This is a genomic window from Actinomadura viridis, from assembly GCF_015751755.1.
In the GTDB taxonomy this organism is placed as follows: domain Bacteria; phylum Actinomycetota; class Actinomycetes; order Streptosporangiales; family Streptosporangiaceae; genus Spirillospora; species Spirillospora viridis.
Genome location: NZ_JADOUA010000001.1, coordinates 3,719,492 through 3,736,975, shown reverse-complemented (window position 1 = coordinate 3,736,975; position 17,484 = coordinate 3,719,492). Strand labels below are relative to the sequence as shown.

15 protein-coding genes are annotated in these 17,484 nt (G+C 73.0%); 11 read left to right on the top strand and 4 right to left on the bottom strand.

All coding sequences use genetic code 11. The annotated features are described in order from the left end of the window. Positions 1–19: 19 nt before the first annotated feature. Entirely contained in the window at positions 20–397 is a 378-nt protein-coding gene (locus IW256_RS16890; RefSeq protein ID WP_197011899.1) for an ectoine synthase, read from the top strand. A gap of 190 nt (positions 398–587) precedes the next feature. On the opposite strand, the gene IW256_RS16885 is transcribed toward IW256_RS16890, so the two are convergent. The 3 genes from IW256_RS16885 to IW256_RS16875 form a co-directional block, all read right to left on the bottom strand. After that, positions 588–1,817: an acyl-CoA dehydrogenase family protein gene (locus tag IW256_RS16885; RefSeq protein WP_197011898.1), complete on the bottom strand. Its 1,230-nt coding sequence runs from the start codon at positions 1,815–1,817 to the stop codon at positions 588–590. A 140-nt stretch (positions 1,818–1,957) separates the two neighbouring features. Then, a complete protein-coding gene (locus IW256_RS16880) occupies positions 1,958–2,935 on the bottom strand; it encodes a glucosyl-3-phosphoglycerate synthase (protein ID WP_197011897.1) in 978 nt (325 codons plus the stop codon). Positions 2,936–3,074: 139 nt separating this feature from the next. After that, on the bottom strand, positions 3,075–4,511 hold the full coding sequence (locus tag IW256_RS16875) for an XRE family transcriptional regulator (protein WP_197011896.1): 1,437 nt from the start codon (positions 4,509–4,511) through the stop codon (positions 3,075–3,077). A gap of 148 nt (positions 4,512–4,659) precedes the next feature. On the opposite strand from IW256_RS16875, the gene aceA reads away from it, so the two are divergent. The 5 genes from aceA to IW256_RS16850 all read left to right on the top strand — a co-directional run bounded on the left by aceA (position 4,660) and on the right by IW256_RS16850 (position 10,534). Then, positions 4,660–5,943 (top strand): isocitrate lyase, encoded by a 1,284-nt coding sequence (aceA, locus tag IW256_RS16870; protein ID WP_197011895.1) that lies wholly within the window; start codon positions 4,660–4,662, stop codon positions 5,941–5,943. 280 nt (positions 5,944–6,223) lie between these two features. Beyond that, on the top strand, positions 6,224–7,756 hold the full coding sequence (locus IW256_RS16865) for a M1 family metallopeptidase (RefSeq protein ID WP_197011894.1): 1,533 nt from the start codon (positions 6,224–6,226) through the stop codon (positions 7,754–7,756). A gap of 95 nt (positions 7,757–7,851) precedes the next feature. Further along, positions 7,852–8,640, top strand: a complete 789-nt coding sequence (locus tag IW256_RS16860; protein ID WP_197011893.1) for an ABC transporter permease — start codon at positions 7,852–7,854, stop codon at positions 8,638–8,640. Then, positions 8,633–9,448: an ABC transporter permease gene (locus tag IW256_RS16855; RefSeq protein ID WP_307828915.1), complete on the top strand. Its 816-nt coding sequence runs from the start codon at positions 8,633–8,635 to the stop codon at positions 9,446–9,448. The genes IW256_RS16860 and IW256_RS16855 overlap by 8 nt, the downstream gene beginning before the upstream one ends. A gap of 102 nt (positions 9,449–9,550) precedes the next feature. After that, entirely contained in the window at positions 9,551–10,534 is a 984-nt protein-coding gene (locus tag IW256_RS16850; RefSeq protein WP_197016355.1) for an ABC transporter ATP-binding protein, read from the top strand. Positions 10,535–10,604: 70 nt separating this feature from the next. Here the strand turns inward: IW256_RS16850 and IW256_RS16845 are convergent, their stop codons facing one another. After that, entirely contained in the window at positions 10,605–11,078 is a 474-nt protein-coding gene (locus IW256_RS16845; protein ID WP_197011892.1) for a hypothetical protein, read from the bottom strand. 467 nt (positions 11,079–11,545) lie between these two features. On the opposite strand from IW256_RS16845, the gene IW256_RS16840 reads away from it, so the two are divergent. From IW256_RS16840 to IW256_RS16820, 5 genes are all read left to right on the top strand, one after another. Continuing rightward, on the top strand, positions 11,546–13,561 hold the full coding sequence (locus IW256_RS16840) for a DUF6077 domain-containing protein (RefSeq protein ID WP_197011891.1): 2,016 nt from the start codon (positions 11,546–11,548) through the stop codon (positions 13,559–13,561). Between the two features lie 102 nt (positions 13,562–13,663). After that, positions 13,664–14,254: a hypothetical protein gene (locus IW256_RS16835; protein ID WP_197011890.1), complete on the top strand. Its 591-nt coding sequence runs from the start codon at positions 13,664–13,666 to the stop codon at positions 14,252–14,254. 390 nt (positions 14,255–14,644) lie between these two features. Further along, on the top strand, positions 14,645–14,995 hold the full coding sequence (locus IW256_RS16830) for a hypothetical protein (RefSeq protein ID WP_197011889.1): 351 nt from the start codon (positions 14,645–14,647) through the stop codon (positions 14,993–14,995). A gap of 222 nt (positions 14,996–15,217) precedes the next feature. Continuing rightward, positions 15,218–16,624 (top strand): aldehyde dehydrogenase family protein, encoded by a 1,407-nt coding sequence (locus IW256_RS16825; protein WP_307828914.1) that lies wholly within the window; start codon positions 15,218–15,220, stop codon positions 16,622–16,624. A gap of 101 nt (positions 16,625–16,725) precedes the next feature. Beyond that, on the top strand, positions 16,726–17,475 hold the full coding sequence (locus IW256_RS16820) for a hypothetical protein (protein ID WP_197011888.1): 750 nt from the start codon (positions 16,726–16,728) through the stop codon (positions 17,473–17,475). Positions 17,476–17,484: the final 9 nt, after the last annotated feature.

Sequence of the window (17,484 nt, the reverse complement as noted above, 5' to 3'; positions counted from 1 at the left end):
AGCTGACAGGAGACAGAGCATGCTCATCCGTACCCTCAACGACGTCATCGGCACGGCGCACGACGCCGACTGGGGCAACGGCACCAGCCGTCGCCTGGTCGTCGCCGCGGACGGGCGGGGCTTCGCCGTGACCGACACCTACGTGCGGCCCGGCACGGTGACCCGCCTGAGATTCGACCGCCACCTGGAAGCCTGTTACTGCATCGAGGGCAGCGGCCGCGTCGAGACCGACGCGGACGCCTGGGATCTCGAGCCCGGCACGCTCTACGCTCCCGACAAGGGCGAGGAGCACCGCCTGTCGAGCACCAGCGGCATGCGCCTGATCTGCGTGTTCAACCCGCCCCTCCGCGGTGACGAGACCCATGACTCCGACCCCGCCCGGCCGTCCGGCTACTGATCCCGCCTTCCGCCCGGACGCGCTCCGCACTTTTCCTGAATTTGGCGCCCAGCCCATCACCCCTCTCACGATTTTTGAGGAAACCAATAGCCGCATCTCCCCCGTCAGCGGACGATCCGGCCCGGCCAGGCGCTCCGTACAGCCGGCCGGGCCGCGCCTCCGCGGAGGCCGTGAATCCGCTGGTCAGGGGTCAGCGGACGGGGAGGCCGGTGATGGTGCGGCCGATGACCAGGCGCTGGATCTCGCTGGTGCCCTCGAAGATGGTGAAGATCTTCGAGTCGCGGTGCATGCGCTCGACCGGGTACTCGCGGGTGTAGCCGTTGCCGCCGAGGATCTGGATGGCCTCTTCGGTGACGCGGACCGCGGCCTCGCTGGCCATCAGCTTGGCCATGGACCCCTCGGCGCTGCCGAAGTCCTTGCCGGTGCGGGCCATCCAGGCGGCCCTCCAGACCATGAGGCGGGCGGCGTCGACCTGGCACTTCATGTCGGCCAGCTTGAAGGCGATGGCCTGGAAGTCACCGATCTTCCGGCCGAACTGCTCGCGCTCCTGGGCGTACTGCAGGGCGTAGTCGTAGGCGGCGCGGGCGACGCCCAGGGCCATGGCGCCCACGGCCGGGCGGGTGGTCTCGAACGTCTTCATCGCGGCCTGGCCCTTGGCGCTCTTGCCCTCGCGCACCCGGGCGATCCGCTCGTCGAACCTGTCCTTGCCACCGACGATCAGCGCGCCGGGGACGCGCACGTCCTCCAGGATGACCTCGGCGGTGTGGGAGGCGCGGATGCCGTGCTTCTTGAACTTCTGGCCCTGCTTCAGGCCGGGGGTGTTGGGCGGGACGATGAAGCTGGCCTGGCCGCGGCTGCCCAGGTCGGGGTGGACGGACGCCACGACGACGTGGACGTCGGCGATGCCGCCGTTGGTGGCCCAGGTCTTGGTGCCGTTGAGCACCCATTCGTCCTTGGCCTCGTCGTAGACGGCACGGGTGCGGATGGAGCCGACGTCGCTGCCCGCGTCCGGCTCCGACGCGCAGAAGGCCCCCAGGCGGACGTCGTCGGCCGTGCCGAACATCTGCGGGACCCACTCGGCGGTCTGCTCGGGGGTGCCGACGGCCGCGATGGAGGCGGCGGCCAATCCGGTGCCCACGATCGACAGCCCGATGCCGGCGTCACCCCAGAACAGCTCCTCGAAGGCGACCGGGATGCCCAGGCCGGTGGGCTCCAGCCACTGGGTGGCGAAGAAGTCCAGCGAGTAGAGCCCGACCTTGGCCGCCTCCTGGATCAGCGGCCAGGGCGTCTCCTCCCGCTCGTCCCACTCCTCGGCGGCGGGACGGATCACGTCGCGGGCGAACTCGTGCACCCACTGCCGGACCTCGCGCACGTCCTCGCCGGGCTCGATCGAGAACGGTGTCGCCTCGGTGCTCGTCATCGTTATTCGACCCTTTCTCCAATATCAGCTGTTACCAACGGTAGCACCATGGCGGGCCGCCGGTGGGAACGCGGTGGCCAGAGTCACCCGGCGCGCTGGAGAGCGCGCCGGGCCGGAGAGGGCCGGGCGGGAAACGCCGTTCAGGAGAGCATGGGACGGCGTTCCCTGGCGTAGCCGGGGACGTCGGCCATGGGCGGGCGCTCGCCGACCGCGACGTCGCTGACGCGCACGTCGTGGCCGCCCGGACCGCGCCGGAACTGGGTGAGCGCGGTGGACGGCCCCTCCAGGGGCAGCATCCGGCCGTGCCGCTGGAGCCGCGACCAGGCGGTCAGCATGATCTGCGACGACATCGCGCCGAGGGCCTCGGTGGTCTGGTGGGAGTGCACCCGGCGCCCCAGGTCCACCTGGGCGATGGCGTCCAGGCCCGCGTCCTGGAAGACGTCCAGCAGCAGCCCCAGCTCCACGCCGTACCCGGTGACGAACGGCAGGCGCTCCAGGAGCGCGCGGCGCCCGGCGTACTCGCCGCCCAGCGGCTGCATCACCCCGGCCAGCAGCGGCCAGTGCAGGTTGATCAGCGGCCGGGCGACCAGTTCGGTGACCCGGCCGCCGCCGCCCTCGACGCGGTTCCCGCCGTCGATCAGGGGACGGTCGTAGCAGCCCTTCACGTAGCCGACCGACGGGTCGGTGAGCAGCGGGCCCAGCAGGCCGGTGACGTAGCCGGTGGAGAAGCCGCGCAGGTCGGCGTCCACGAAGACGATGAGATCACCGCCGGTGGCGGCCAGGGATTTCCACAGCGCCTCCCCCTTTCCCGACATCCGGCCCAGCTCGGGCAGGACGGCGTCCTGGGCGACGACCTCCGCGCCGGCCGCGGCGGCGACCTCGGCGGTGCGGTCGGTCGAGCACGAGTCGATCACCACGATCTCGTCGACCAGGGGGGCCTGCTCGACCAGCTCGGCACGGATGGCGCCGACGATGGCGCCGACCGTCTCCTCCTCGTCACGGGCGGGCAGCACGACGCTGATCCGGGTGGAGCCCTTCGCCGCGAGCAGGGTGTCCAGCGGCCAGTCCGCCGTCTCGCTGGTACGGCGGCGCCACCACGACGCGACCTCAGGCAGCACGCGATCTCCCTTCCGTCGGGACCGTTCGGGGGACAAAACGTCCTTTAGCCAGGAAACGCCATGTCACCGCGAATGATTCACCGTTGGAACGGGCCCCGAGCAGCCGACCCGAGAACTTAACAGCGACACAACACACCGGTCACTCAGCGGCATGTTTGTCCAGGAACGCGTAAACATCCGCCTCGTCCACGCCGGGGAAGGCGCCGGGCGGCAGCACCGAGAGCACGTGCGAGTGCGCGCGGGCCGACGGCCAGGCCATGCCCTCCCACCGTTCGGCGAGCTCCACCGGCGGGCGCTGGCAGCAGTCCCCGTCCGGGCACGCCGACTTGACCCGGTTGGTGGTCTCCCTGCCGCGGAACCAGCGGGAGTCCTCGAACCGGACGCCCAGCGTGATGGCGAAGTCGCGCTCGTGGCTGGGGTCGATGTGCGACAGGCACCAGTACGTCCCCGTGGGGGTGTCGGTGTACTGGTAGTACACCGAGAAGCGGTCGGCCGTCTGGAACACGTGCCGGCCCGCCCATTCGCGGCACATCCGCTGGCCCTCGATGGCGCCGTCCTCGTCCTGCGGGAAGATCAGCCCGTCGTTGGCGTACGCCTTGTAGATGGTGCCGTTCTCGTCGTTCTTGGTGAAGTGCAGCTGGAGGCCGAGGTGGTGGGTGGCCACGTTGGTGAAGCGGTGCGCGGCCATCTCGTACGACACCGAGAAGACGTCGGCCAGGTCCTCCACCGACAGCTCGCGGGCGGCCTTGGCCTCCTGGAGGTAGGGAACGACGGCCCGCTCCGGCATCATCATCGCGGCGCCGAAGTAGTTGGCCTCCACCCGCTGGCGCAGGAAGTCGGCGAAGTCCTTGGGCACGTCGTGGTCGAGGGCGATGTGACCGAGCGTCTGGAGCAGGATGGTCCGGGGCGTGTGCATGCCCAGCTGCTCGCGCTCCAGGTAGATCCGGCGGTTGCGCATGTCGGTGATCGAGCGCACCGAGCGGGGCAGGTCCTGGACGTACTGCAGCCCGAACCCGAAGTGGCTGACCAGGGTCATCAGCATGCCCTGCGACACCGCCCCGCCGCGGTAGCCGACCGCGTCCAGGGTCTGGGCGGCGACCCGTTCGATCTCGGGGAAGTGGTTGCCCCGCTCGTGCATCTGGCGGCGCAGCTCCGCGTTGGCCTTGCGCGCCTCCTCCGGGCTGGCGGTGGGCTTGGTACGGCTGCGCCGCAGCTCCCCGTACAGCGCGAGGATGTGCTCGATCACCTCGTTGGGCATCCGCTTGCTCACCTTGAGGTGGGACAGGCCGAGCGAGCGGTAGAGCGGGTCGCGCTGGGCCTCCTCCAGGCCGATCTCCAGCTGCGCGCGGCGGCTGGGCGGCTGCCGGCGCAGCAGCTCCTCCACCGGGACCTCCAGGGCGGCGGCGAGGGACTGCAGCAGTGACAGCTTGGGTTCGCGGCGCCCGTTCTCCAGCAGGGAGAGCTGGGACGGCGCCCGGCCGACGCGCTCGCCGAGCTCGGCCAGGGTCAGGCCGCGGCCGCGCCGCAGATGCCGGAGCCGCTGCCCGAAGGTGACGAGGTCGACATCGCTCGTCAAGTTAAGGGGTTCTTCTGGCCGCAAGGTCGTCACGGCTTGATGTTAGCGGAAATTTCGCACTTCTTCTGTTACTCGCGAGTTCATCAAGGGGTTGCGGCCGGGGCATAGTCGTCACAAGCACCCAGGGGACGACACGGAAGGGCACATCATGAGCGACAGTCGCCTCAAGGGCGCAGCCGAGGAGCTGCAGAGGCAGTGGCAGACCGATGAGCGCTGGAACGGCATCGAGCGGACCTACACGGCCGAGGATGTCATCCGCCTGCGCGGGTCGGTGCAGGAGGAGCACACGCTCGCCCGGCTCGGTGCCGAGCGCCTGTGGAAGCTGCTGCACGAGGAGGACTACGTCCACTCGCTCGGCGCGCTCACCGGAATGCAGGCCGTCCAGCAGGTGAAGGCGGGCCTCAAGGCCATCTACCTGTCGGGCTGGCAGGTCGCCGCCGACGCCAACCTGGCCGGCCAGACCTACCCGGACCAGAGCATCTACCCGGCCAACTCGGTGCCCGCGGTGGTCCGCCGGATCAACAACGCGCTGCTGCGCGCCGACCAGGTCCAGTGGTCGGAGGGCTCGGGCGACACCCACTACCTCGCCCCGATCGTGGCCGACGCCGAGGCCGGCTTCGGCGGCGTGCTGAACGCCTTCGAGCTGATGAAGGGCATGATCGCCGCCGGTGCCGCGGGCGTGCACTGGGAGGACCAGCTGGCCTCCGAGAAGAAGTGCGGCCACCTGGGCGGCAAGGTCCTGATCCCGACCTCGCAGCACGTCAAGACGCTCAACACCGCCCGGCTCGCCGCCGACATCTGCGGCGTCCCGTCCCTGATCATCGCGCGGACCGACGCCGAGGCCGCGACCCTGATCACCACGGACGTGGACGAGCGGGACCGCGAGTTCACCACCGGCGAGCGCACCGCCGAGGGCTTCTACCGGGTCCGCAACGGCATCGAGCCCTGCATCGCCCGCGCCAAGGCGTACGCGCCGTACTCCGACCTCATCTGGATGGAGACCGGCACGCCCGACCTGGAGGTGGCGCGCAAGTTCGCCGAGGCGGTCAAGGCCGAGTACCCCGACCAGATGCTGGCCTACAACTGCTCGCCGTCGTTCAACTGGAAGCAGCACCTGGACGACGCGACCATCGCCAAGTTCCAGCGCGAGCTGGGCCACATGGGCTTCAAGTTCCAGTTCATCACGCTGGCGGGCTTCCACGCCCTCAACTACGGCATGTTCGACCTGGCCCACGGCTACGCCCGCGAGGGCATGACGGCCTACGTCGACCTGCAGGAGCGCGAGTTCGCGGCGGTCGACCGCGGCTTCTCCGCGGTCAAGCACCAGCGCGAGGCCGGCACCGGCTACTTCGACCAGGTCAGCACCGCGATCGCGCCGGACTCCTCCACCACCGCCCTCAAGGGCTCCACGGAAGAGTCGCAGTTCCACTGACCGGCCGGGTCTCCGGGCCCCCGGCCCCGGTTCCGTGTCCGCTGACGGAGACCCACCGAGAAGATCGCCGGCCACCAGCCCTGGCCGGCGACCGGAAGGCCCCTCCTCCGCTCCTACACCCGGAGGAGGGGCCTTCCTGTGCGCGGGGGCGGGCCGCACCCGCCCCCGCGGCGGCCCGTCCAGATCATGAACGGCTCTTGGCGGCGGCATCGCCGCCGCGTGGGTTCCCCCATCCGGGGTCAGGGATAGATCTCGATCATCGGATGCGAGGAGGATCCCCATGGCCCTGCGCCACGTCCCGCGCACGCGTGCGCTCACGTTCGCGGCCGCCGCGGCCGGGGTCGCGGTGCTGGCCACGGCCGTCCCGCCCGCCGCGCTCGCGGACCCCGGCGCCGGCCACGGGGACGGCTGGGAGGGGCACTTCACACCGGGGGCCCCGGGTGTCGGCGACGCCTACTTCCCCCTGGAGGGCAACGGCGGGTACGACGTCCGGCACTACGACCTGGACCTGACCTACGACCCCGGGTCCGACCAGCTCGACGGGATCGTGACGATCAACGCCAGGGCCACCCAGAACCTGTCGAGCTTCGACCTGGACCTGTCCGGCATGGACGTGGAACGGGTGCGGGTCGGCCGGTACAGGGCCGATTTCCGGCGGCGCGGCCAGGAGCTGACCATCACCCCGCGCAGGGGGCTGCGGGCGGGCCGGGACTTCAAGGTCACGATCGTCTACGGCGGGGTCCCGCAGACCATCGTGGCGTCGCCGATCGTCGGCGGGTCGCCGTACGGGTTCCTGCACACGCCGGACGGCGCGTTCGTCGCCGCGGAGCCCGACGGCGCCTCGACCTGGTTCCCCTGCAACGACCACCCGAGCGACAAGGCCACCTACGACTACACGATCACGGTCCCGAAGGGGCTGAGGGCGGTGGCCAACGGCGTGCTGACCGAGCAGTACACGGGCGAGGAGACCTTCGGCGGGCGGAGGTCCGACACCGCGGCGTCGATCTTCCGGTGGCGCGAGAAGCGCCCGATGGCCACCTACCTCACCACGATCGACATCGGCCGCTGGGACGTCAGGACCGGCACCACGCCGCTGGGCACGCCCAACTACGTCGCCGTCGACCCCACCATCGTCAAGGCGCAGCCGGACGTGGTGGGCTACTTCTACGACACCACCGCCGAGGCCACCGACCTGTGGACCAGGACGTGGGGCCCGTACCCGTTCGGCACCACCGGCGCCATCGTCGACGACGCGCGCTTCAGCGGGAAGCCGCTGGGGTTCTCCCTGGAGACGCAGGGCAAGCCGGTGTACTCCGCCGTCCGCGACACCCTCACGATCGCCCACGAGCTGGCCCACCAGTGGTTCGGCGACAGCGTCACCCCGGCGCGGTGGAAGGACATCTGGCTGAACGAGGGCTTCGCCACCTGGAGCCACCTGTACTGGAACCAGCTGCACGGCGGGCCGAGCGTCCAGGAGGCCGTCCGCCTGGTGTACGGCTCGCGTCCCTATCCCGACCCGCCGGGCAACCCGTACTGGTCCGTCGTCATCGCCGACCCCGGGAGCGAGAGGATGTTCAACCAGCGCGTCTACACCGGCGGCGCGATGGTGCTGCAGTTCCTGCGCGAGCGGATCGGCGACGAGACGTTCTTCAGGCTGCTGCGGACCTGGGCCGCCGACCACAGGTACGGCAATGTCACCACCGAGCAGTTCACCGCGCTGGCCGAGCGGATCTCCGGCCAGGACCTGGCCGGCTTCTTCCAGACCTGGATCTACTCCCCCGGCAAACCGCCCCTTCCGGCGGCGCTCCCCTGAGCACCAACGGAAGCTCCTTGAGCGGCCGATGGCGGCCGACGGCGTCCGAGAAAACCCCTGGCCCTCCTCCCCGGTCCTCCGTATGCTCACGGCAAGTGGGCGTTCTTCCGTGGGTGGCGTGGTACGCGTTCCGGCGGCATACCGCGTATCCGCTCAGCGCGTTCGCGGAGGCCCTGACCAACACCGCCTTCGGGTTCATGCGCGCGTACATCCTCGTGGCGCTGTGGCGCGAGCGCCCGGCCCTGGGCGGGTACGACGTCGCGGACGCGGTCACCTTCTGCTTCCTCACCCAGGCGCTGATCGGCCCGGTGCAGATCTTCGGCGGGATGGAACTCACCCGGCGCATCCGCGACGGTGACGTGGCGATCGACCTGTACCGGCCGGTCGACCTGCAGGGATGGTGGCTGGCCGACGACCTGGCGCGGGGCCTGGCCGCCCTGCTGCTGCGCGGCGGTCCCCCCATGGTGGCCGGCGCGCTGGTCTTCCCGCTGCGGTTCCCCGGGCCGGCGGGGGTGGCCGCGTTCGCGGTCGCGGTCCTGCTGGCGATGCTGGTCGGCTTCGGCCTCCGGTACCTGGTCGCGCTGGGCGCGTTCTGGCTGAACGACGAGCGCGGCCTGCATTCGGCCGAGGTGGTGCTGGCGCTGTTCTTCTCCGGGATGATCCTGCCGCTGGTGGCCTTCCCCGGAGTGCTGGGCGAGGTGGCGCGGGCGACGCCGTGGGCGGCGCTGATCCAGGTCCCTGCGGACGTGTTCCTCGGCCGGCACACCGGGTGGGGTCTGGTGGGCGCGCTGGCGTTCCAGGCGGCCTGGGCGGCGGCGCTGCTGGCCGCCGGCCGCGCGCTCACCCTGGCCGCCCGCCGGAAACTGGTGATCCACGGTGGCTGAGGTCCCCGGCCGGACGGCGCGGACGTACGGGCTGCTGGCCTGGACCTGGGTGCGGGCGGCGGCGCAGTACCCGCTGTCGATGGTCCTGCTGACCCTGGGCACCGCCGCCGTCGGCTGCCTGGACCTGGTGGCGATCGTGCTGATGTTCGCGCACGCCCCGCGGATCGCCGGGTTCACCGCGGCCGAGGTGATCTTCCTGTACGGCACGTCGGCGCTCTCGTTCGCGATCGCCGACGTCCTGTTCGGGACGACCGAGCGGCTGAGCCAGCACATCCGCGCGGGATCGCTGGACTCCATGCTGGTCCGGCCGGTGAGCCCGCTGATCCAGATCGCGACCGAGGACTTCTCGCCCAGGCGGCTGGGCAAGCTGGTCCCCGCGCTGTGCGTGCTGGTGCTCGTGCTGCCGCGGCTGGAGGTGTCCTGGGACGCGGGGCGGATCGCGATGGTCCCGGTGATGCTGGTCGCGGGGACGGCCATCTTCGGCGGGCTGTGGGTGCTGACCGCGTCCGTCCAGTTCGTGCTGATCGACGCGCACGCCGCCACCAAGGCGGTCACCTACGGGGGCTCGTTCCTGACGCAGTACCCGATGAGCATGTTCGCCCGCGACCTGGTGCGCGGGGTGACGTTCGTGCTGCCGCTGGCGTTCGTGAACTGGCAGCCCACGCTGTACGTGCTCGACCGGCCCGATCCGGCGGGGCTGCCGGAGGCGCTGCGGTTCGCCTCGCCGGTGGTGGCCGTGGCGGTCTGCGCGGTGGCGGCGCTGGCGTGGCGGACCGGGCTGCGGCACTACCGGTCGACGGGAAGCTGAGCGGGACCGGCCGCGGACCAGGACGCGGACCATGGCGCGAAGCAGGGCACGAAGCAGGGCGCGCGGACCGGCCGCGCGGGAGAGGGAGAGGCGGGGATGGGCATGATCGAGGTCGAGGCCGTCGCCAGGTCGTTCACCGTGCGCAGGCGCGACGGGCGCCGGTTCCGCCGTTCCCGGACGACGGTGCGCGCCGTGCACGACGTCTCGTTCACGGTCGGCCGCGGCGAGTTCGTGGGCTACCTGGGGCCCAACGGCGCGGGCAAGTCCACCACGATCAAGATGCTGACCGGCATCCTCACGCCGTCGTCGGGGCGGGTGCGGGTGTGCGGGCTGGACCCGTCCCGGCAGCGCACCGCGCTGGCCCGGCGGATCGGCGTGGTGTTCGGGCAGCGCACCACGCTGTGGTGGGACCTGCCGCTGCTCGACAGCCTGACCCTGATCCGGCATCTCTACCGGGTGGAGGCGGGCGCGCACCGGGCCCGGCTGGCCGAGCTGACCGCGCTGCTGGAGCTGGAGCCGTTCCTGGAGACCCCGGTGCGCCAGCTCAGCCTGGGCCAGCGGATGCGCGGGGACCTGGCGGCGGCGCTGCTGCACGATCCCGAGCTGCTCGTCCTGGACGAGCCGACGATCGGGCTGGACGTGGTCAGCAAGGCGACGGTGCGCGCCTTCCTGGAGCGGCTGAACACCGAGCGCGGCACCACGGTCCTGCTCACCACGCACGACCTGGGCGACATCGAGCGGCTCTGCCGGCGGGTGCTGATCATCGACCACGGCCGGCTGGCCTACGACGGCGGCCTGGACCGGCTGCGCGCCGCCGTCGACGCCGACCGCGTGCTGGTGGTGGAGCTGGCCCGGCCCGGCCCGCCGGTGGAGGTGCCGGGGGTCGAGGTGGCCGGCGTCGAGGGCCCGCGCCAGTGGCTGCGGCTGCCGGAGTCGGTGAACGCGGCGGCGGTCGTGGCCGCGCTGGCGGAACGCTACGACGTGCGCGACATCGCGCTGCGCGACGCCGACATCGAGGAGGTGGTCGCCCGCCTCTACCGTGGGGAGCATGCCTACGAGCCGCCCGGCCGCCCGGTGGCGCCGTGACGCGCGGCCTCGCCGCGACCCACGGTGGCGCCGTGACCCGCGGCGGCGCCGTGACGTCCGGCGTGCCCGGTCAGCGCCGGACGGCGGAGCGGTACGCCGGCGGCAGCTCCTCCTCGTCCTCGCGCTCCGAGCCCCAGCGGCGCGGGGCCCAGGTCGGCACCAGGAGCGCGAAGCCCATCAGCGCGTAGATCCCCGAACCCGTCAGCATGCGCAGCCCGAAGTCCAGGTCGCCCGCCGGCGGCACCCGGCCGGGCAGGTCCATCACCAGGCCGGGATCGACCAGGAAGCAGGCCGACACGCCCAGCAGCGTGAGCGCGGGGACGAGCGACACCAGCGGCGAGGCCCAGCGGGCGACGACGATGACGCCGGTCACCAGGCCCACGGAGGCCATCAGCGCGAGCGCCCCGTACATCCGGGTGGAGTCGGTGATCTCCCCGCCGGTCCCGTCGAAGGACTGCCCGGCCTGGACGTAGCCCCAGGCCGCGCCATAGGCGAGCGCGGGGGTGAGCAGGACGCCGAGCAGGAGGCCGAACGCATGGCGCACCGTGCATCACATCCCATCGGAGGAGCCCGCGTCCTGACACGCGGGCGGCGATTGGTCCCCCATCACAGCATGTGTTCGCCCCGCAGCACAGTAATTCCTGACTTATGACCTGAAGTGCCGATCGAGGGGCCGGGAGCATTTCGCGCCCGTGCCTCGTTCCTCCTTCGTCGTCCCCCCGTCCCTCTCGTCCCCCTTCCGCCATCGACCTTCCAGGCAGGTGAACCCCCTCGGTGGATCAGACGTCCCACCAGACAAGATCGATTCGGGTGGACAGCGGCTCCGGTCCCCTCGGTGCGGCCGATCGCGGGCACGGGCCCCCGGTGGCGGAGCGCGGGGGCGCCGGAGGCGATCCAGGGGGCACCATGGCGGGTACGGACGTTCGCGCGACACCGGCAGGGCGGGATGATCAGGCGGAGCCCGGCGGCCCGCCTCCGCCCCGCCCGCCCTCCTCGCTGCTCACGCGGGCCTTGGATCGTGCCACCGACCTCGTGGTGATCGCGTTCGCGGCCTGGACCCTGATCTACCATCTCGGCCTGCTGGTGCGCCCGCCCACCTGGGTGCTGCTGGCCGCCTGGGCGGCCGTGCTCGCCGCCCTCGCCGCCGGGTTCGGGTGGCGGGCGCGGGCGGCGGCGGGGACGGGCGGGGCCCGCTCGCTGTGGGGCGATCCCCCGGCCCGGACCTGGACGGGGGTCCCGCGCGCGGTGACCGCCGTCGCGGTCGTGGCGGGGGCCGGCGCGGGCGTCGCGGCCGGGCTGCGCGAGCACGGCGTCCCGTGGTGGTGCGCGTGGGCGCTCGGCGGGGCCGGCGTGGCCGCCGTCGCCTACGGGGTCCTGCGCGGCCGGGGCACGCCCTCCGGCCCTTCCCCGCAGCCCCCGCCCCACCGGGAACGGGCGTCGGCCTTCGCGTTCGCCACCGCGGCCGGGTTCGCGGTGCTCTCCTGGTTCACGGTCAACTCGGACGGGGACGACGCCTACTTCGTCTCCCGGTCGGTGGCGACGGCCGCCGGCGGGCGGATCCCGTTCCAGGACGTGATCTTCACCGGCGGGACCACCGGCCCGATCGCCGGCGAGCCGCCCGTCTCCTCGATCGAGGTGCTCGCGGGCGCGCTCGCCCGGCTGGTGGGCATGCATCCGACCTCGTTCCTCTGGTACGTGGTCCTGCCCTCGGTCACCTTCCTGGCCGTGTGGGCGATGTGGCGGCTGGTCCGCGCGTGGGCCCCGCGCTGGGCCCTCGCCTGCTTCGCCGTGGCGGCGGTCTACCTGCTGTGGTCCGGGCTCGGGCAGGCGTCCCTCGGCTCGTTCCACTTCCCGCGGATGTGGCAGGGCAAGGCGGTACTGGTCTCGGCCATGGTCCCGCTGCTGTACGTGTACCTGACCCGCTGGGCGGAGCGGCGCACGCGCGGCGCGCTCCTGCTCCTCGCCGCCGCCGGGGTCGCCTCGGTCGGGCTGTCCTCCTCGGCGGCGCTCGTGGTGCCGCTCGTCACCGTCGCCGCCGCCGGGCCGCTCATCCTGAGCGGGCGCGTCAGGACGGGCCTGGGCGCCTGCGCCGCGATGGCGTACCCGCTGGGCGCCGGGGCGGCCGTGGCCCTCCTGCACGAGGACACCAGCGTCATCGGCGCCTTCGTCGACGCGCCGGACAGCTTCTCGTGGGTGCTGCTGAGCGGCGTGCTGGGCGTCCTGACCGGGTGCGCGCTGTGGCTCGCCCCGCTGACGGCACGGCGCGGCGTCCCCTCCCTCATCGTGGCGGGGACCGCGGCGGTGGCCACGCTGCTGCTGGTCCCGGGGGTGCTGAGGCTCATCGGCGACGTCACCGGCGCCGGGCAGGTGATGTGGCGCACGATGTGGGTGGTGCCCGCCCCGGTGCTGGTCGGCCTGCTGGTCACGATCCGGCCGCCCGCGCGCTTCCCGGCGCTCCGGGTGGCCGGCCGGGCGGTGCCGGTCACGGTGGTGCCGGTCACGGTGGCCGCGGCGCTGTGCGCGGTCCTGGTCGCGGGCGGCACCCCGGTGTGGTCCGCGGAGAACGGGTCGACCGTGGCGGACCGCCCGTCCTGGAAGTACTCCCAGCGTGAGCTGGCCACGGCCCGGGCCGTCCTCCGCGAGGCCGGGAGGCGCGCGCCGGGCAACAGTGCGGAGAACGGTGGGAAGAACGGCGCCCTGGTCCTGATGCCGCAGGCGTACATGCGCGCGGTCCCCCTCCTCACCACGAGGGACCACGCCGTCAACCCCAACTCGCACTACCTGCGGCTGCTCCCCGCGTCCCGGACGTTCATCGACGACCGGCTGCTGCTGACCGCGCTGGTCACCCCGTCCGGGGCGCCCGATCCGGACGCCGCCCGGGTCCGGGACGCGCTGGGCCGGACCGGCGTCACCGCCGCCTGCGCGCGGCGTTCGGACCGGCGCGAGCTCCGACTTCTGGAATCCGCCGGCTACCGCGACCGGCTCCGCGTGGGCCCTCTGACCTGCGTCTTCCCGTCGCGCGGCTGAGCCGCCAGGCGCACGGTGAAGGAGGCTTGACCGGGCTCGCCCGTTTTGTTGGCCATTGTGGGGGCATCGGCGGGGCATCGTTCCGAGCAGGTGGGAGGAGCAATGTCGACCATCCTCGTGGTCGTGGCCGCCGTGGTGATCGTCGCCCTGGCCGCCGGGGCCGGGTACATGCTGTGGGAGCGGGCCCGGACCCGCGGGCTGCGGCGGCGGTTCGGCCCCGAGTACGACCGCGCCGTGGAACGCCACGGCGATCGCCGGGCCGCCGAGCGCGAGCTGCTGGCCCGCCGGCGCCGGCACCAGGAGCTGGAGCTGCGCGATCTCGATCCGGAGCGCCGGGAGAACTACCGCGCCCAGTGGGTCCGGGTACAGGAGCGGTTCGTCGACGAGCCTGCGACGGCCGTCGAGCAGGCCGACCGCCTCGTGATGGTGGTGATGGGCGAGCGCGGCTACCCGACCCGTGACTTCGACGACCGGGTCGAGCACCTGTCGGTCGAGCACGGCCGCACCCTCGACCACTACCGGCGCGGGCACGACATCAGCGACCGGGCGGCCCGCCAGGAGGCCTCCACGGAGGACCTGCGGCAGGCCATGGTGCACTACCGGGAGCTCTTCGAGGACCTCCTGAGGGTCCCCGGCGACGACCGTCCCGCCGTGTCCGCGCGGCACGGCGACGAGCAGAGTTCGAGGAGCTGACACGACATGCGCGACAGAATGCGCGACAGACCGTCCGGCGGCGGGAACGGGGCGGCGGGCGAGGCCCGTGCGGGCGCCCCGCGTCCGGAGCCGCCGGGCGGAGCGGGCGGGGACCTGCGCGTGGCCGGTCAGAGGCCGGAGGCGGGGCGGGACACCGCGCCCAACCCCGTCGTCACGGAGTCCGCGCCCCAGACCTCCGTCCAGGGCGCGCCCGAGCCCGCCCAGGGGCCCCCGCACGTAACCGCCCCCGGCCCTGGCCCCGTCCCCGGCCCTGGTCCTGGTCCCGTACCTGGCCCTGGCCCTGGCCCCGCACGGGAGCACCGGCCCGGCGCGGCCCAGGCACCGGCCGGCCCTGCCGCCGACGTCCCGCCCGCGGGAGGCGGGCGGCCCGTGCCCGACCGCGGGAGGGCGGCGGCGCCGGAGCCGCCGCGGAAACCGCCCGCCGAGCCCGGCGGTCACCGGCGGCTGCTCCAGGACGCCGACGCCGACGGCTTCCGCGACCGCTGGCGGGAGGTGCAGACCGGCTTCGTCGACGACCCCCGCGAGGCCGTCAGCCGGGCGGACGCGCTGGCCTCGGAGGTCGTGGACGCCCTCGGCGAGGCCCTCACCCGGCGCCGGCGCGAGCTGGAGAGGTCCGTGGACGCGGGCGCGGCGGGCGACGGCCAGGCTTCCGAGACCGAACGGCTGCGGCTGGCGCTGCGCCGCTACCGCGAGCTCGTCGATCAGATGCTCGCCACCTGACCTCGCCCCTCGCCCCTGACCCCTGTCCCCGACCCTCCGTCCCAGGCCCCGGCTCCGATCCGTTTCCGCCCGTTCCCTCCGGAACGGCCGCGTTCCCGGGGCACAGCGAGACCGCCGTCGCGCGAGCGCCGGCGGTCTCGCTGTGCCCCGGGGGTGGCCCGCGGCCCCGCCGGAGGCAATACTGAACGTCATTCGGTAGCCGCTCGAATCGGAGGATCGACCGTGTCCGACTACACGATGACCATTGGCGGCCGGGCCGTGGCCGCGCCGCGCACCTTCGGCGTGATCAACCCCGCCACGGGCGAGGTGGCCGAGCAGGCTCCCGACTGCTCGCGCGAGCAGCTGGACGAGGCGATGGCCGCCGCCCGGGACGCGCTGCCCGGATGGCGGTCGGACGAGGACGCGCGCCGCAAGGCGCTGCACGCCGCGGCCGACCTGATGTTCGCCAGGTCCGAGGAGATCGGGCGGGTCCTCACCCTGGAGCAGGGCAAGCCGCTGCAGGACGCCACCATGGAGGTGGTCGGCGCCGGGGTCTGGCTGAAGTACTTCGCCGACCTGGAGATGCCGCGCGAGGTGATCCAGGACGACGACACCGCGCGGGTCGAGGTGGTCCGGCGCCCGATAGGCGTGGTGGCGGCGATCACCCCGTGGAACTACCCGCTCCTGCTGGGCGTGTGGAAGCTGGCCCCCGCCCTGCTGGCCGGCAACACCATGGTCCTCAAGCCCTCCCCGTACACCCCGCTGTCCAGCCTGCGGCTGGGCGAGGCGCTGCGCGAGGTGCTGCCGCCCGGCGTGCTGAACGTGGTGTCCGGCGGCGACGACCTGGGCGCCTGGATGACCGGCCACGAGATCCCGCGCAAGATCAGCTTCACCGGCAGCGTGGCCACCGGCAAGCGCGTGGCCGCCTCCGCCGCCCCCGACCTCAAGCGGGTCACCCTGGAGCTGGGCGGCAACGACCCCGCGATCCTGCTCGACGACGTCGACCCGGAGGCCATCGCCGGCAAGCTGTTCGGCGCCGCGTTCCAGAACAACGGCCAGGTCTGCTCGGCGATCAAGCGGGTGTACGTGCCGGAGGCGCTGTACGGCGACGTGGTGGACGCCCTGGCGGCCAAGGCCGCCTCGGCCAAGGTCGGCGACGGCATGACCGAGGGCGTGCAGTACGGGCCGGTCAACAACAGGCCGCAGTTCGAGCGGGTCGGCGAGCTGGTCGCCGACGCGCTGGCCGGCGGTGCCCGCGCCGCCGCCGGCGGCAGGCCGATCGACGGCCCCGGTTACTTCTTCGAGCCCACCATCCTCGCCGACGTCGCCGACGGCGCCCGGATCGTCGACGAGGAGCAGTTCGGCCCCGCCCTGCCGGTGGTCGCCTACCGTGACCTCGACGAGGCCGTGGCGCGGGCCAACGGCACCCACTTCGGCCTGTCCGGCTCGGTCTGGAGCGCCGACGCCGACCGGGCGAGCGAGGTCGCCGGCCGGCTGGAGTGCGGCACCGCGTGGGTCAACACCCATCTCGCGCTGGCGCCCCACCAGCCGTTCGGCGGCTTCAAGTGGAGCGGCGTCGGCGTGGAGAACGGCCCGTGGGGCCTGTACGGCTTCACCGAGCTCCAGGTGATCCACCGGTCCAAGCTCTAAGCTCACGCTCAGGCTCCGAACTCCGCGAGTACGCGGCGGCGGGCCCGGTCACGGCCGGGCCCGCCGCCGCGCGCGTCCCGTCCGCGACCATGGAGGCGCCGATGCACACCTGGGACCTGATGCGTCAGGACGACAACGGCAACCGGTACCGCATGGCCTCGCACGACTCGCGCGTCGGAGCGCTCGCCCAGATGCTGATGATGGAGAGCGGGGTCCAGCACAAGCAGATGTACTGGGTCACCGGCCCCGCGATCCCCGCCGTCCGCACCAACCGCGACCTCTACCTGCACGTCCTGCGCATCGGGCGGGACGCCGCGACGGCGTCCTGGTCGCTGTCGGCCTTCCTGCGGGCGCTGTGGAAGGTCAGCGTCCCCCTCTCCGCCCACCAGAGCCTGGAGGCCGACGACGTGGCGGCGATGTTCTCGGCGGCGGCCGGGGTGGCGCCCGCCGAGTACGACCCGGCGTGGAGCACCCGCGACCTGTCCCTGCCGGGCGGCGAGCCGCGGGGGTACGCCGACTGGGAGCGGGTCCTGCTCTCCCAGCTGGCCGATCTGGAGGACTTCCTGGCCTCTCCCCCGGGCCCGCGGGCCCGTTTCGGGGTGGACGCCCCGCGCCCCGCCGGCGCCGGAAGCCGCGCCACGCCGCCCCGCTGGTGCAACTTCGACCCCGCCACCTACCTCGAATGCGCGATCGCCGGGAGCCTGGGCGGCTGGGACGCGGCCGACGGGGTCCGGGTGCCGCTGGCCGCCCCCGGCGGCGCCCCGACCGAACGGTCGCCCGTCCGCGCCCTCACCACCCTGACCTGGCCGGACCTGGCGCGGGTCATCGTCTGCGGCCAGCTGTACGCCTGACCGCGGCCC